Annotated in this window: 17 protein-coding genes and 1 pseudogene; 13 read left to right on the top strand and 5 right to left on the bottom strand. The window is 70.1% G+C overall.

Annotation, left to right across the window (positions count from 1 at the left end):
• Positions 1-88 precede the first annotated feature (88 nt).
• The 6 genes from FYW99_RS01910 to FYW99_RS01885 all read left to right on the top strand — a co-directional run bounded on the left by FYW99_RS01910 (position 89) and on the right by FYW99_RS01885 (position 5276).
• Positions 89-2899, top strand: coding sequence for a DNA/RNA non-specific endonuclease (locus FYW99_RS01910; protein ID WP_150249360.1), 2811 nt, complete (start codon positions 89-91; stop codon positions 2897-2899).
• Positions 2900-2916: 17 nt separating this feature from the next.
• On the top strand, positions 2917-3384 hold the full coding sequence (locus FYW99_RS01905) for a hypothetical protein (protein WP_150249357.1): 468 nt from the start codon (positions 2917-2919) through the stop codon (positions 3382-3384).
• An 80-nt stretch (positions 3385-3464) separates the two neighbouring features.
• Positions 3465-3854 (top strand): Scr1 family TA system antitoxin-like transcriptional regulator, encoded by a 390-nt coding sequence (locus FYW99_RS01900; RefSeq protein WP_223838638.1) that lies wholly within the window; start codon positions 3465-3467, stop codon positions 3852-3854.
• On the top strand, positions 3841-4026 hold the full coding sequence (locus tag FYW99_RS01895; RefSeq protein ID WP_150249354.1) for a DUF397 domain-containing protein: 186 nt from the start codon (positions 3841-3843) through the stop codon (positions 4024-4026). Before FYW99_RS01900 ends, FYW99_RS01895 begins: the two co-directional genes overlap by 14 nt.
• Before the next feature lie 207 nt (positions 4027-4233).
• The gene (locus FYW99_RS01890; RefSeq protein WP_150249351.1) at positions 4234-4773 is read left to right on the top strand and encodes a hypothetical protein; all 540 of its coding nucleotides are present in this window, start codon (positions 4234-4236) and stop codon (positions 4771-4773) included.
• Complete coding sequence (locus FYW99_RS01885; RefSeq protein ID WP_150249348.1) at positions 4770-5276, top strand: ATP-binding protein; 507 nt, start codon at positions 4770-4772, stop codon at positions 5274-5276. The genes FYW99_RS01890 and FYW99_RS01885 overlap by 4 nt, the downstream gene beginning before the upstream one ends.
• A gap of 40 nt (positions 5277-5316) precedes the next feature.
• Here the strand turns inward: FYW99_RS01885 and FYW99_RS01880 are convergent, their stop codons facing one another.
• Positions 5317-5682, bottom strand: a complete 366-nt coding sequence (locus FYW99_RS01880; protein WP_150249346.1) for a DUF1330 domain-containing protein — start codon at positions 5680-5682, stop codon at positions 5317-5319.
• Positions 5683-6334: 652 nt separating this feature from the next.
• Entirely contained in the window at positions 6335-7189 is an 855-nt protein-coding gene (locus tag FYW99_RS01875) for an NADPH-dependent F420 reductase (protein WP_263364035.1), read from the bottom strand.
• 46 nt (positions 7190-7235) lie between these two features.
• Here FYW99_RS01875 and FYW99_RS01870 point away from each other — a divergent pair, with 46 nt between their 5' ends.
• The 3 genes and pseudogenes from FYW99_RS01870 (at position 7236) to FYW99_RS01860 (ending at position 10179) form a co-directional block, all read left to right on the top strand.
• Positions 7236-7889, top strand: a complete 654-nt coding sequence (locus FYW99_RS01870; protein WP_150249340.1) for a TetR/AcrR family transcriptional regulator — start codon at positions 7236-7238, stop codon at positions 7887-7889.
• Between the two features lie 8 nt (positions 7890-7897).
• Positions 7898-8690: pseudogene (locus FYW99_RS32770) on the top strand (DUF6177 family protein).
• A 211-nt stretch (positions 8691-8901) separates the two neighbouring features.
• Complete coding sequence (locus tag FYW99_RS01860; RefSeq protein ID WP_150249337.1) at positions 8902-10179, top strand: SMP-30/gluconolactonase/LRE family protein; 1278 nt, start codon at positions 8902-8904, stop codon at positions 10177-10179.
• A gap of 10 nt (positions 10180-10189) precedes the next feature.
• Here the strand turns inward: FYW99_RS01860 and FYW99_RS01855 are convergent, their stop codons facing one another.
• Positions 10190-10636 (bottom strand): hypothetical protein, encoded by a 447-nt coding sequence (locus tag FYW99_RS01855; RefSeq protein WP_150249334.1) that lies wholly within the window; start codon positions 10634-10636, stop codon positions 10190-10192.
• A complete protein-coding gene (locus FYW99_RS01850; protein ID WP_150249331.1) occupies positions 10633-10893 on the bottom strand; it encodes a hypothetical protein in 261 nt (86 codons plus the stop codon). Before FYW99_RS01850 ends, FYW99_RS01855 begins: the two co-directional genes overlap by 4 nt.
• Positions 10894-11043: 150 nt before the next feature.
• Here FYW99_RS01850 and FYW99_RS01845 point away from each other — a divergent pair, with 150 nt between their 5' ends.
• Both FYW99_RS01845 and FYW99_RS01840 read left to right on the top strand, forming a co-directional pair.
• Positions 11044-11745 (top strand): ArsR/SmtB family transcription factor, encoded by a 702-nt coding sequence (locus tag FYW99_RS01845; RefSeq protein ID WP_150249328.1) that lies wholly within the window; start codon positions 11044-11046, stop codon positions 11743-11745.
• Complete coding sequence (locus FYW99_RS01840; RefSeq protein WP_150249325.1) at positions 11742-12989, top strand: MFS transporter; 1248 nt, start codon at positions 11742-11744, stop codon at positions 12987-12989. Before FYW99_RS01845 ends, FYW99_RS01840 begins: the two co-directional genes overlap by 4 nt.
• Before the next feature lie 132 nt (positions 12990-13121).
• On the opposite strand, the gene FYW99_RS01835 is transcribed toward FYW99_RS01840, so the two are convergent.
• Positions 13122-13535 carry a DUF4229 domain-containing protein gene (locus tag FYW99_RS01835; RefSeq protein ID WP_150249322.1) on the bottom strand — a complete coding sequence of 138 codons (414 nt, stop codon included), beginning with the start codon at positions 13533-13535 and terminating at the stop codon, positions 13122-13124.
• Between the two features lie 422 nt (positions 13536-13957).
• On the opposite strand from FYW99_RS01835, the gene FYW99_RS01830 reads away from it, so the two are divergent.
• Entirely contained in the window at positions 13958-14158 is a 201-nt protein-coding gene (locus FYW99_RS01830) for a BldC family transcriptional regulator (RefSeq protein WP_017535950.1), read from the top strand.
• 179 nt (positions 14159-14337) lie between these two features.
• Entirely contained in the window at positions 14338-14694 is a 357-nt protein-coding gene (locus tag FYW99_RS01825; protein ID WP_061082945.1) for a PLD nuclease N-terminal domain-containing protein, read from the top strand.
• Positions 14695-14889 lie beyond the last annotated feature (195 nt).

The following is a 14889-nucleotide window of genomic DNA, read 5'->3' as shown; positions in this document are numbered from 1 at the left end:
TTCGCCCCTTCCCCCTCTTTCTCCTCCCCCGCCCCAGGTCCCGGGCGCCCCATCCCACACCCCCCTGGCATCGGATGGAGACACCCCCATGACCGGTGAGTCCGTTGAATCCTGTGTGACCGGCGGCCCGATCAACCCCGCCACCTTCCCCGTCCCCGACATCCACCCCGGCCAGTTGGAGTACCGAGCGGGTCGGCTCCGGGCCAAAGCCGCCGACGTCTCACAGGCCGGGAGCGACATCAAGAGCTCCTGGGCGGGACTGAGCTCCTGCTACTCGTCCCCCGAAGCCGAGACCCTCTACGCCGTGGTCGACCCCGTCGCCACCGACGGGGAGAGCGTCGCGACCGGCGCGGACAAGGCGGCCACCGCCCTGGAGGCCTTCGCCGAGGAGGTCCGCGGCATCAAGGAGCGCTGGGCCGCCCTCACGGCGGACGCCAACGCCTTCCTCGCCAGTGTCGAGGGCGACGACGACTGGCAGAAGGGCGGGTGGTTCGGCGGGGAGAGCGAGAAGGTGGAGGAACACAACCGGCTCCTCGCACGCATCGACCCGCTCCGCCGCGCGTACGAGACCGCCGAGATCGAGTGCGCCAACGCCATCAACGCCGACCTCGCCGTGCGCACACACTTCGTCCACGGCGGCGAAGGCGTCGACGCAGGAGTGCACGAGTACGTGCACGGATACGACGAGGACCTCAGCGGCTACGACATGCCGTGGGGCGGACCGATGGACACCGACGACCGCTGGTACGTGGACGTGGCTCATTCGGTAGGGGACTTCGCCACCGGGGCTCTGGAGGACCTGGGCGCCAAGGCCGGCATGTACAGCTCCGAGGGCTGGTTCGAGATGTCCTGGGATGACGCCATGTGGGAATACCACGAGGACAACATCAGGACCCTCGGCGCGATGGCGGGCGTGTACGACCCCGAGAACGGCACTTGGGGCGAGGTCGACTGGGAGACCTTCGGAAACACCTGGACGGAGGTGGCGCACGCGGTCGTCCCATGGCGGGAGTGGGACGAGCGGCCCGGGTACGTCATCGGCACGGCCGTGCTCAACATCGGCTCGATCGTGGCCGGAACCGTGCTGACCGCGACCGGCGCGGGTGCCGTCGTGGGCGTCCCGTTGCTGCTGTGGCGCGGCTCGGCCATCCTCGACAAGGTCGACCTCGACCTCCCCCGGGGCATGGACGGTTCCTCCCCGAACGGCATCGACGTGCAGCTGCGGCTCAACCTCCCGTACTTCGGCAACGTCGGGGCACCGCTGGCCAGCTTCCGTCTCGATCTGCCCGGCCTGGGGAACTCCCTGAACCCGTCCGAGATGGCCGAGCTCCGGGACGCCCTGAGCCGGCTGGAACAGGCGAACGACGGGGACACCGCGGTCCCCGACCTACCGGACGATCCCACCACCCGTGGCCTCGACGACGGCCTGATCGTCGAGGACGTGCTCAACCCTGCCTCGGCTGAGGCCACCCGTCTGCGGGAGAAGTACGAGGGCGACTTCCTGGAGAACGACGTGCGCGGCGACGGCGCTCCCGACAGCTGGGAGGCCTCCGAGACGGGCGGCGGGTCGAACAACGGCGACCACGACGGTAGCGACGAGAACCGGGTACCCGCCCTGGTCGGCCCACGATCGGACCCGGGTGAGTCGGCCGGAACCCCGGACCCGTCCCCGGACCGGCCGGTCGACCTCACCGGGAACGGCGACGGCTCCCTGGACATCGCCGGCGGCGACAGCCGGGTTCCCGTCGTCAGCAACAGCGTCGACAACGGCCACGCCGCCGATACCCCGGCCCATGACGACCGCGGGTTCACCCATCACGGGAACGACGGGGGAATCCCCTCCGACGGCGGCGGTGGCGGTATCCGCCCGGGCGACGGGTACGGCCCGGACCACGGTGACACCCGCCCGGGCAGTGCCGGGGGCGACCTCACCAGCGACCGGAGCGAGAACGGGCCGGATACTCCTCTGACGGACCAGCCCGCGATTCGCCACGACAGCACCGACCCCGAGATCCAACGACTCGTCCCCGGACGGGGACGGCGCTTCGGCGACGGCGTCGACCTGGAGCCCAACAGCAGATACACACTGTACGCGGACGACAACAAGCGGCACACCGAGTACATCACTGACGCCGACAGCAATATTCGGGAGATCAGGGTCGATTCCGAGGGTTGGGGAAGCAGGCATCCGGAGTTCATGGACCCTCGACCCGATATGACCTACAACGTGGACGGATACGTCTACAGAACCGACGGCCTCAGCCGGACCGTCTCCGTGGAGGGAACGCTTCGCGAGGGGAAGAACGCCCGTAACGACAACGAGCAGAAAATAGTCAACAATCAGGGCTCGCTTTACTATGAAGAACTGAACAAATATAACCAGGAAAAACTCGGCAGCGAAGCCCCACAGTACCGGGAAATCGACTGGAACGGCGGGCACCTGATCGGGTCCAGCGAGTTCTTCGGGATCGGCGAGCGCCTGAACCAGGTCCCGATGCGGTTCGATGTGAATCGGACCCAGCCCTTCAAAGCGCTTGACAAATTATCCGTAGAGCAGCGCAGAAGCCTCGGAGGCAGCTTCCGGAACATAGAGCGCACCTGGAGCGGTCTCATGCGAAAGGGCGAGAGATGGCACGGGTTTCACAATTCGCGCTTCAATGACGGCACCTGGAGCGAAGCCCTCAAAAGCGGACCAGAGAAACCAGAGGAACCCAAGAAAACGAAGATCGATGTGAAGATCACCAACATCTACGACCCTCAGATGCCCGTACTTTCTCACCCGAGCAAGTCAAATAAAAAAATCCTGCCGCCGCCGAGCATGATCGAAGTACAGTGGTCGATCAACGGGACGGCCATGAAGACTCAGACATACAACAACGTCCCGCCCCGTGCCAACTAGGAGGAAGAGGCGAAAGAATGGTCACCCATAGTTTCGAGCGAGGCCATCTGGACCCGGAAGATCAGCAGAAGGTTCTTACCCAGATCGGCCAACGGATCCTCGGCGAGGCGCCCGCAGGGTGGAAGAGCCTGTCCTACCGGGCCCAGACCGTCATCGAACACGGAAGCAGCGAACTCGTCGTCGAGTTCGAGGACGGCTCGACCCGCAGGGAGTTCCCTCCGCCCGGCATGGGCATGCTGACCGACGGCCTCAGGGCGGGGATGTACCAGGAGGGCAAGGGCACCTGGTTCTCCTTCGAGTACGTCATCACCCCGCCCGGCAGGTTCAACGTCACCTACAACTACGACGAGGACCCCGGCATCACCTTCCCCACCGCCTTCGGATTCACCAACGACCTCAAGTACTTCCCCCGCGACGAGGAGTACATCCCCGGCTGGCTCCGCGAGAAGCTCCAGGAAGAGGCCGAGGGCCGCGCGATGGAGTGACCTCTCCGCCCTCATCCTCCGGTCGCGCTCGGCGTGCGCGGCCGGTCCAGCTCGAACCACACCGTGGTTCGACCCCGGTCGTGGAAAGCAGACCTGGAACACCGCGAACGCGCCCGACGCACTACCGGCCGGGTACACCGAGGTCGGCCAGCTGGAGCGCGAGGCGCCTGAGCGAGCAGATCGCGCAGGTCCTGGCCCTGATCGACAGGGAGAGGATCCGCTTCCAGGTGGTCCCCGCCGACGCCGAGTGCCACGCGGGCGGTTCCAGGCCCTTCCGGCTCCACACCTTCCCCGACAGGCACACGGTCACCTCAGCGGAGCACATGGAGGGCGAGCAACTCATGGATGGCATGATGCCGGTGCAGCACTGCGCGACGCTCTTCGGCGTTCTCCAGTCGGAGGCGCTGTCGCCCCGCGCGAGTCGGGATCTGATCAGCAAGGTCAAGGAAGAACTCGATGACGAAGCGTGAACCCCACTGGCGCAAGAGCAGCTACAGCGGCGGATCGGGAAGCTGCGTCGAGGTAGCCGAGGGACAGTCGGTCCTGGTCCGCGACACCCAGAACCGCGAGCGCGGCCACATCGACTACACCCCGGGAGCCTGGACCGCGTTCCTGCGCCACACCTCCCTCACAAACTCCTGAAAACAGGGCATAACAACGGCCGACCAGAATTCTGGTCGGCCGTTTTCTCATTTCCCCCCATATTACTCCCCAGTATTTTGGCATTCCACTCCCACCACCCCTTATCCTCTCTCTCGAACACACAACCCAAATGACCCCGCGACGACTAAATACCGCCCGGGGCCGTGGCCAGCAACATCCATCCCTTTAGCAACAAGGACTGCTAGCATGCGCCAGTTTAGCGCTGCCCTTCTCAGCCGTGCCCTCGGCCCGCTGATCGCCTTCCTCTCCGCGCCCTGCGGACGCCACTCCACGGTGGCCGGTCGCCGCCGACGCCGCTCCACCCGCGTCCGCCGCTACGTCCCCGAAGCCCCGCACGTCTCCGTCCCCGCCGCACCGCGCCTGACGTCTGCGCGCGAGGTCGTCCCGGCCGAGGACGTGGCTCTGGTCCGCCCCTACTTCGCCGCCCACGAGCTTCTGCGCGCGTCCGAGCCGGGCGTCCCCGCGCCCCGGAGTCCCGAACCCGCTCCGGAGACGGACGAGGTCCGGCGCGCGTTCGCCCTCGTCCAACAACGCGCCGCCGCCCTGGTTCGGCAATGGCGGGAGGACCCCGGCGGCGACCTGCTCGGCGAACCCGCACCCCGCTTCGGCGTCATGCGCCCCACCAGGCCCGCGAAGCCCACCGCGCCCACCCGCTACGCCGAGTGGGACGAACTGGCCTCCCTCATCCGGATCTGGGACGAGCAGCGACAGGGGGTTCCGGCATGAGCGCCTCCGGCCCCGACTCCGCCGTCCGCCGCGCCCACGTCCACTGGGAGCACCGCGTCTACCCCGGTTCGCTGTCCCGGCTCTCCGAGGTCCGCGCGGACCTGGCCCGCGACCTGTCCGGCTTCGACCCCGACCTGGTCGACACGCTCACCCTGGTCACCAGCGAACTGTTCGCCAACTGCTGCAAGTACACCGATTCCGGCCGGTCCGACGGCGATGTCCTGCGCGCGCTGTCGATGCCCGGCCCCGGCACCCTGCGCGTGGGCCTGTCCGACTGCGGCGGCGGGGGCGGCGTTCCGGCCGTCCCGCACCAGCGCACGGCCGACGAGTGGGACTGGGCCGAGGGCCAGCGCGGCCTGCTCCTGGTCGAGAACCTGTCCGCCGCCTGGGGCCACTACCGCCTCGCGCCCTGGGCCGACCTGGGCACCCACGTGTGGGCCGCCTTCCCCGTGGACCCGGTCGCGGTGCCGTCCGGCCTGCGCTCCTTCGTGTTCACCCGCTGACCGCGCCGGGCGGACGGGAGCTCGCACCCCGTCCGCCCGGCTACCGGCCCCAGGGAACGGTCGGCTGGAGCACGGCCTCGCTCAGGGCCTCGGTGCGCAGGTGGGTGATTCGCTGGTACTCCGGATCGGCGACCATGCGGCTGAACGCCTCCCGGCTCGGGTAGCGCACGAGCAGCACCGCGTCCCATGCCTGCCCCTCCTCGGCCACCAGGGGCGACGCGCCGTCACCGGCGTAGAGCAGTTCGGCCCCGTAGCGCTTGAGGAACCCGCCCGCCCGCCGTGAGTACTCCTCGTACGAGGGGCGGCCGTCCGGCTTGAACCGGAGCAGGTTGAGCATGACGACCGGGCCGCCGGGGTCCTCGTCCATCAGACGTGCGAGATCCGGTCCCGAGGGGTCGACTGCCATCGGTGCCTCCTTGGCCATCGTCTTCCGTGTCACGAGTGGCAGAAGTCTAGGTGTGCCGCACCCCTTTTGCATACCGTCCGGTTGGTATCTCATGCGAGCGCCGCAACCGGAGACCGCCGCGGCCCCGACTCCAGCCGTGGGACGCCATGGACCATGGCCAGCGCGGTCCGCGTGCGATCATCGCGTTGTGTCAGAGAACGAGGAGGTCCGGGAGCTCCCGGACCGCGCTGGCGCAACTGGACCCCGTGGTCCCAGTCCCGGGCGGTGCGCTCGTTCACCCCTACTTGCTGCGCGACCTCTGGCCGGGACAGTCCCTGGTGAGCGCAGCCGGTGGAACTGCGCCATCTCTGGGCGCGGGAGCCGTTGGGAGCCCAGCCCGGCCTTCCTGGCCCGTGAGAAGGCGGTGTTGCGGTTCACCTCGAGGCGGGCTGCAACCTCAGAGACGCCACCGATCTCGTCCATCAGTCACAGGAATCCGGTCCTGAGTGCCTGGCGGTCCTGCGCAAACGACATGGTGGTCGCAACCCCCTGGAAATCAGGGTGTTGCGCCCACCGCTAGAACCCAAGAACCCAGCGGGCCGTGCCAACGCTGTCCGCCGAACACCCCGGCCGGTTCAACGGACCCGTCGAAGGCACAGGTCGAATCGCAGGATCAGGGGTTCGCGCGGTCGGCGGTCAGCACTCTGGGAGTCTCGTCGAGCAAGGTGCGCAAGCGGCCCGCGGAGAGGGGCGCACCGGGATCCCCGAAGATGTCACCCGGCGGGGTGCGGCCAGCTTGGAGCGCCTTCTTGACTTCGGCCTCGGCGGCCTCCAGGTTGCCGGGGTCCTGGAAGTACGGCACCGCGGACGCGAGCGTCTCCGGTTCGAACCGCCAGCTCTCGGCCAGGGGACCGACATCGACGGTGTCGAAACCGAGTTGGCTGATCAGCTCCGCAGCGGCCGCCTTGGCCCGGAGGCTGTTGCCGGCGATCGGCAGGGCCGAGCGCTCGGCGGAACCCACGGGCCGGGCCAGCGTGAGGATGTGCGTGTCGAGGAGGTTGGTGAACGCCTTGACGGTGTGAGCGTCGGCCAGTTGCTCCTGGACGAACTCGGCCGTGGTGATCCTGCCCGAGTCGAGCACATCGATGTACCCGTCGCGCCACGACGGGTAGTAGTTCGTGGTGTCCAGCACGGTCTTCCCGGCCAGCGCGGTAGCCGGGAGCCGTGGGACGGCTGCGAGTGGGACGCTGACCACCACCCAGTCACCTGCCTCGGCAGCCTCCGCAGGGGTCGCGGCCCGGGCGTTTCCGCCGAGTTCGGCGACCGTTTCCGCAAGGCTCTCCGGGCCTCGGGAGTTGGACAGTACGACGTCGATACCCGCCGCCGTCGCGAGCCGGGCGATCTTCAGACCGATGTTGCCACTGCCGATGAAGCCAAGTGCTGCCATGGACGTCCTGCTCCCCGGATGGATGAACGGATCGAATGGCCTACCACAAAACGGAGCATGTGCTCCGCTTGAATGTAGCATAAGCGGAGCACATGCTCCGATACGTTCGGGCTTGTAATCTGACCTCGTGAGCAAAGCCGATCACCCCGGGAGCGAACCCCTCCCGGCCAAGCGCCCTCGGCGTGCGGATGCCGAGCGCAACCGCAATGCCATCCTCGAAGCGGCCGACCAGGTCTTCGCCGAGCGGGGCAGCGCGGTCGACGTCCGCGAAATCGCCCGCCGCAGCGGCGTCGGCATGGGCACGCTCTACCGTCACTTCCCCACCAAGAACGCTCTGTTCACCACGGTCATGGAACGCGAGTTCAAGGCTTGGGTCACCAACGGTCACCGTGTGGCCGCCGCGACTGAGGACCCATGGCTGGCTCTGACCAGATTCTTCGAGCACACCCTCACTCATCAGGCGCGCAACCGCGCGCTGGTCGAGAGCTACCTCGACACTGGAGGACCCACCCACGAATGCGCCCGGCTCCGCGACTCCTTCCTGGAGGAGCTACATGCCCGCTGCCTCGATGCCGGCGTGCTGCGCGCCGGTGTCACCAGCGCCGATCTGATCTTGCTTCTCGCCTCGCTGAGCCAGGTGGCCCAGACGCCGGGCGATGGCCGCTCTGGTCGGTGGCGCCGCCTACTGCGCATCTCCCTGGACGGTTTGAAGAGGCACAACACCGATCCGCTGCCGGACATGTCGAGTGAGCACGACCCCGGAAGCAACTCATCGGCCTGACCCTCTCGGTGACCTCGGGTGAAGGTGGCCACTCGACCGTTGTGCGACCAGACCCATACGCCCTGCGCACCCCGCTCACCCAGCCGCTGGCCCGCTGGGTCGTGCGCGCCGAGGACGGGAACTGCTTCGACGGTGTCAGCGGCCTCCCCCTGCGCTGGGACCCCGTGCACGCCTACGTTCCCGTCCCGCCCAAGGACGGCGCGCCCGAACCGGCGGAGGGGTTCCTGGACGACTCGCCGACGGGCGCGCACCTGGTCGTGGACCTGTCGGTGCGCCACCGCGGGTCCTTCGCCCCGCCTCTGGGCCGGGCCGTGGAGGTGGTCACCGAGCACCTGGCCGGGACGCTGCCCGCCGGGTGGGGCGAGCACGAACCGGCGCTCGCCCCCTGGGAGCGCGAGCGGCTGGGGCGGGGGGCGGGGCACCGAGCGGATCTCCATGGCCGTCGGCTACGAGGACGCGTCGGCGCAGCCCCTCGACGCGCTGCCCGGCCTGGTGGCGGCCCTCGCTGAGGAGGGTCTGCTGGACGTGCTCCACGTCCGCAGGGCGCGCGGACGCCGCGACGTCACGTACGAACCCCGCTGGCACGGGCTGGCCGTCCCGGTCGGCATGGCCCTGGGCCCGGACGGGGTGCGCCGCGCGGGCGTGGAACACGCGCTGGGCGGACCGCTCCCCGGCACCCTGTTGGGCGGGGAGGGCGCCCCCGCGGTCTGGTACCCCGTACCCGAGGACGCGCCGCGCCACCTCAGGAACCGGGTCGTGGCCGCGCAGACGCGGCACCTGGCGGCGGCTCCGTCCGCCTGACCGGCGCGTCCGGCCCCCTCCACGTCCTGACCGACGCGTCTGGCCCTCTCTGCGTGAGGAAGCCGGAGTCGACCGCGCCACTCTGGTTACTCTTTGTGATTTTGTGGCGACTCTTTGCGAGAATGCGTTCAGTCCTCCTGCCGGTCACCACGCCGACCCGCACACGGTTCGCACGACCCGCACGACCCGCACGACCAAGGGAGAATCCTCCGTGAAACCCAGCCGCCCGCTGCTCGCCCTGACCATGGGCACGCTGCTCCTGCTCCCCGCCGGGGCCGCGACCGCGGCGCCCGCCGCGCCAGCCTCAGACGCCGACCACTCCCGCGTGGTCAGCGAACAGCCCGTGCGGTGGACGCCGCACGTCCTGGACGGGGCGGTCAAGGACATCCTGCGCGTCGGCGACACCGTCCTCGTCGCCGGAAGCTTCACGCAGGTCAGCGCGACCGAGGGGGGCCGCGCACACGACCTGCCCCACCTGTTCGCGTTCGAGCACGGCACCGGGCGGATCCTCCACGGGTTCGAACCCGAACTGGACGGCACGGTCACCACGCTGGCCCCCGGGCCGGACGGAACGGTGATCGCGGGCGGGGACTTCAGCTCGGTCGACGGCCGGCCCTCCACGGGGCTGACCCGGCTGTCGGCCGACGACGGCGACCGGGTGCCGGGGTTCCGCGCCGAACTCGACGGGGGCCGGGTCCACCGCGTCGCCAGCGACGGCGGGCACCTGTACGTGGGCGGCAGCTTCCCCGGCGTGAACGGCGTGGAGCAGCCCGCGCTGGCCCGCCTCGACGCCCGGAGCGGCAAGGTGGACACCGGCTTCACGCCCAGCGTGTCCGAGGAGCGCAACGGCGTACTGAAGGTCCAGGAGCTGGCGCTGAGCCCGGACGGGCGGCGGCTGGTCGTCAACGGGTCCTTCACCAAGGTGGACGGCGAGGACCGCTACCAGATCGCCATGATCGACACCGCGAGCGGTGCGGTCGCCCCGTGGTCCACGTCGGCCTACGAGGCCCCCTGCGAGGACGTGCGGCTGCACACCTACATGCGGCGGATGGACTTCTCCCCGGACGGCTCGTACTTCGCGGTGGTGACGGCGGGCGGCCCGGAGGTCAAGCCGGGCCTGTGCAAGTCCGTCGCGCGCTTCGAGAACACCGACACCCCGGACTCCGACCCCACCTGGAGCAACAAGACCGGCGGCGACTCGCTGTACTCGGTGGAGATCACGTCGGCGGCGGTGTACGTGGGCGGGCACCAGCGCTGGATGGACAACGAGGAGGGCGCCCTCAACCCCGGCCCCGGCTCGGTGGCCCGCGAGGGCATCGGGGCCGTGGACCCCGGGACCGGCAGGGCACTGCCGTGGAACCCCGGCCGGACGCGCGGCCACGGCGTGGAGGCGATGCTCGCCACCTCCGACGGGCTGTACGTGGGCAGCGACACCGAGCGCCTCGCCGGTGAGTACCACGCCCGGCTGGGGATGTTCCCGCTCTCCTGAACCGGGGAGGTCAGGACACGGGGGCGTCCCTGCGGCGCCCCCGGCGTCCGCCGGGCACCGGCGTGTCCACGCCCTTGAGCAGCTGGTGGACGCGCTGGTGCGAGAGGTCGACGACGTCGGCCATGGCCCGCTGGGTGACGCCCTCCCTCCGCATGGTCTCCAGGACACGGGCGCGGGCCCGGTCGCGCTCGGCCTGGGAACGCCGGAACTCCTCCTCCGCCACGAGGTACTGGATGACGTCCTCGGTCACGTCCTCGCCGCCGAACTCGTAACGCCAGGTGATCGTGAAGTCCTCCGGCGCCGACCTCGTCAGGTCGGCGATGAACTCCGGCACCTCGTCCTTGATCTCGGAGAAGTGCAAGTAGTCGGCCACTCCCGCAACGTTCTTCGGTAGACCGTCGATGGTGACGGCCCAGAGGTCATCGTCTCGGATGACGGTCACGGTGTAGTCAGTCATGACTTTTCCCTCCACTTCTCTCCGAACAGATGCTTCAGGCTGTCCTCGACACCTTTCAACACAGTCCAGCTCAGCTTCCTGGGATGGTCCGTTAGACCGAAGTAACCCACTTCCTCCCCTTCGGCACTGACGACGACGTAGTGCTGGTGGGACCCCTTTCCTCGCCGGTGCAGTTCTTCGACACGCAAGTCGTTCTTGCGTGCCATTCGGCGCACCAGGGCGAGCAGGACCCGCGCCTTCATCCGCTTGTTGGCCATGAGCCTCAAGCTAGGCCGGTTGCCACTCAAACGCCTAGGAAACCAGATACATGACTCACGGGCCCAGGGGTTCCGGATTGCCGGAACCTTCCCAAGACTTGTTGGCCAACAACCCTTGGCCAACAACCCTTGGGCGTTTACAGTGAGCGCATGAACGACTCCGCCCCCCGCGACAGCGAGATCCCCGACCGAGCCGACGAGCGAGCCGACGACCGCACCCCCGACCCGGGCCCAAGCCCCGTCCCCGATCCCTTCGCCCGCGCGGCGACCCTCGACGCCCGTTCCCTTCGTGGGCTGGCCCACCCCCTGCGCATCCGCGTCCTCAACCTCCTCCAGCAGCGCGGACCCGCCACCGGCAAGACCGTCTCGGAGCGGTTGGACGTCTCCTCGGCCTCGGCCAGCTACCACCTGCGGCAGCTGGAGGCCCACGGGTTCATCGAGGAGGACCCCTCCCTGGGCTCCTCACGGGAGCGCTGGTGGCGCTCCCGGCACAGGGGCTTCCGCTTCCCCGAGCACCTGGACACCGACGAGCCCGAGCTGAGCACCGCCGTGCGCATGGCCCTGGCCGCCAGTTGGAGCGAGGAGCTGGCCGCGGCCGTCAACATGTGGGCGGCCCAGCCCGAGGGCTGGCGCGAGGCGCAGGTCATGTCCGGGCGGCGCACCGAGCTGACCCTGGACGAGCTCACCTCCTTCCGGGAGGAGGTCCGCGCGCTCTTCGACCGCTACGCGCGCGAGACCGGCGCCCCCGGCAGCCGGCCGGTGCACATCCAGTTCGCCGCCTTCCCCGACCCCGAGGACCGGAACCCGGACGGAGAGGACGCCGGGAGGGGCGTCGGGGAGGCGGGGACGTGAGGGGCGTCGGCGGGCTGGTCGCCGCCCAGGCCCTGTGCTACACCGCCACGCGGCTGGCGATGATCGCCATCCCCTGGTTCGTCCTGGAGACCACCGGCGACCCGGCGTCCATGGGGGTGGTGGCCTTCTTCGAGATCGGCTCCTACACCCTGGCCCGGCTGCTGGGCGGACCGCTGCTGGACCGCATGGGCCAGCGCGCGGTGAGCGTGCGCGCCGACCTCGTCGCCGCCGCGGCGGTGGCCTGCGTCCCGCTGCTGCACGCGGCCGGGCTGCTGTCCTTCCCCGTGCTCCTGGCGCTGGTGACCGTGATCGGCCTGGCCACCGGCCCCGCCGAGGCCGCCAAGGTCTCCATGGCCCCGGCCGTCGCCGAACGCACGGGGACGCGCCTCGAACGGGTCACCGGGCTCACCGGAACCGTGGACCGGCTGTCCACGACCGTCGGTCCGGTGGTCGCGGGCGGACTGGTGTCCCTGCTCGGCGCGCTCCCTGCCCTGTACGCGAACGCCGCGCTGCTCGCCGCGGCGGCGGCGGTGCTGGCCGTCACCCAGCCCGGGGACCGCCCCGCCCCCGGCGAGGACCCCGAGGCGGACGCGGGCTACCTGGCGAGGCTGCGCACCGGCTGGCGGGCGGTCTGGGGCGACGCCACCCTGCGCGGCCTGGTGGTCGTGCTCGCGGTCACCAACATGATCGACATGTCCGTGGCGTCGGTGCTGCTGCCGGTGTGGGTGGACGAGAACGGCATGGGACCCGCGGTGGTCGGGCTCCTGGGCGGCGTGATGGGCGCGGCCTCGGTGGCGGGTTCGCTCGCGGCCACGGCTGTCGGGCACCTGCTGCCCCGGCGGGCGGTGTTCTTCACGGGACTGGTGCTGGCCGGGCCGCCCCGGCTACTCGTGCTGGCCCTGGACGTGCCGCTGTGGGCGGTCCTGGCGGTGTGGGGCCTGTGCGGGCTCGCGGGCGGGGTGCTCAACCCGATCCTGAGCGCGGTCCTGTTCGAGCGCCTGCCCCGCCACACCGTGGGGCGCGGGACGGCGACCATCGGCGCGCTGGCCCGGATGGCGGCGCCGTTGGGCGCGCCCGTGGCGGGCGCGGCGGCCGGGCTGCTCGGAGCGGCGCCGGTGCTGCTGGTGTGCGCGGCCCTCTACCTGGCCGCGGTCCTGCCGCCGCTCGTGGGCCGCGCGGCCGAGGGCATCGACAGGCGCGGGTCGGGGTCGGACCGGTCGCCGGACGGAGCGGACACGGGCTGAGGCGCCGGTCGCCCCGGTCGGGGCACACGGACGCGGGCCGGTGTGCACGGGAGCGCGGAATCCGGCCCCGGCCGGGATGCGGGGACAGCACCGGCAGTCCCCGGCCGGGATGTGCGGGGGCGCGGCGCCCGGTCAGGACTCCCTGGCCGCGGTCGGCGCGTCCTCGCCCTCCGTGCCCTTCCCGGCCCTGGCCTCCTCGGCACCGGAGCCGGCGTCGGCGTCCGTCCCGGCCGGGGCCTCCCCGTGGTCCGGCGCCTCCCGGTCCGCCGCTTCCTGGGCCGGTGCTTCCTGCAAGCCGTCCTCACGGGCGGAGGCGGCCGACAGGCGCTCGGACACGCTGCCCGCCTTGCGGCGCTCCATCCGCTCCACCGCGCCCGCCGAGATCTTGTCACGCATCCCGGACAGCAGGACATAGGAGGCCAGGCCGCTGACCAACCAGGCCAGGATCAGGGCGATCCACGCACGGGCGCCGAAAAGGTAGACCACTCCGAAGGCCGCCGCGAACAGCCCCAGGCGGGCGGCGGTATAGGTCAGCAAGCTACGCATCCAAAAGCCTCACAACAGACGATTACCTGGACTAGATTGGTCGCTACGCCCATCGGCGGCGCGGAACGCCCGGTCAACACCTGTGTCCGGACGTTCCCACACCCGGCACGGGTCGGGCTGACGGCGTCCCACAGGTCCTTATCTCCAGGTTAAGGGCGTGCCCGCTGCGACGGGCATCGGGTCGGTGTGTCGCCTGCGGCACAGGGGAACTGGACATAGGCGAACACGATTCGCATAGTCATGGGATGTTTCCAATCCCGACAGCAGGGTCCGAACATCACGTTCCGGTCACATATCCGGTACTCCTCCCCCCAACACCGCAATTTCTCCGAAAACTAGGGAGGAAACGGTCCAACTCGTGCACACTAGGGGATCAAACGCCCGCCGCCCCCACAGTCCGAGGCGGGCACGATTGGGGGAATGTGAAGGTGGAACGAGCAAGCGAACGCCTGTTGACCCCCGGGGAAGTGGCCTCACTCTTCCGGGTTGATCCCAAGACCGTCACGCGCTGGGCCGCCTCCGGGCGGATCAGCAGCATCCGGACTCCGGGCGGGCACCGCCGCTTCCGCGAGTCGGAGGTGCGCGCCCTCCTGCTCGGGGAGCCGAGCGAGAGCACACCCTGAGTCAGAGCGCCCTGAGACCGAGCGCCCCGAGACAGCCCATCCGGCGGGAGCCAGGGCTCCAGGAGCCACGGGGCTTTCCGGCCGCCCCGTCGGCCGGGCAGCCGCCCCGCGGTCTCCCCCTGCCCTCCGGCCCGGTGTCCCGACCGTGAGGAGTCGACTGCAAGAGTTAGGCTGGAACCATGGTGTGGCTTGGTGGCCTGATCACGCTCGTATCGATCGTTCTCTGGGTGTACGCGTTCTTCGACGCGCTCACCACCCCTTCCTCTGAGGTGCGTACTCTGCCGAAGGTGCTGTGGGTGTTCGTCATCGTGCTGTTCGTGCCCGTCGGCGCCGTCCTGTGGCTCCTCCTCGGCCGCCCGCGCCAGGCGGCCGCGCCCCGCGGGAGCGCGCCCTCCCCGGAACAGACCACGGCCTCGGCCGACGATCTCGACCCGTCCGACTTCACCAAGCCCTCGGGCAGCCCGCACCCGCTCGGACCGGACGACGACCCCGAGTTCCTGCGACGACTCAACCGGCGCATCGATCCGGAGGACTGACCCGGACACGACCGACCCGGACCGGCGCATGACGAAGGTGGGGGCCGCCCGACAGGAGGCGGCCCCCACCGTTGTGTACGGAGCCAGGTACGGAGCGGTACCGGCGTGTTGACCGGAGGCGTCGCCGTCGGGGCGCGGGCGGAGTCCGGAGCCCCGCCCTCCGCCCCGGCGCTCTCCTCGCGGGCACCGGCCGAA

It is taken from the genome of Nocardiopsis deserti (genome assembly GCF_008638355.1).
In the GTDB taxonomy this organism is placed as follows: domain Bacteria; phylum Actinomycetota; class Actinomycetes; order Streptosporangiales; family Streptosporangiaceae; genus Nocardiopsis; species Nocardiopsis alborubida.
The sequence above is the reverse complement of the archived record's forward strand: the minus strand, read 5'-3'. Positions and strand labels throughout refer to the sequence as shown.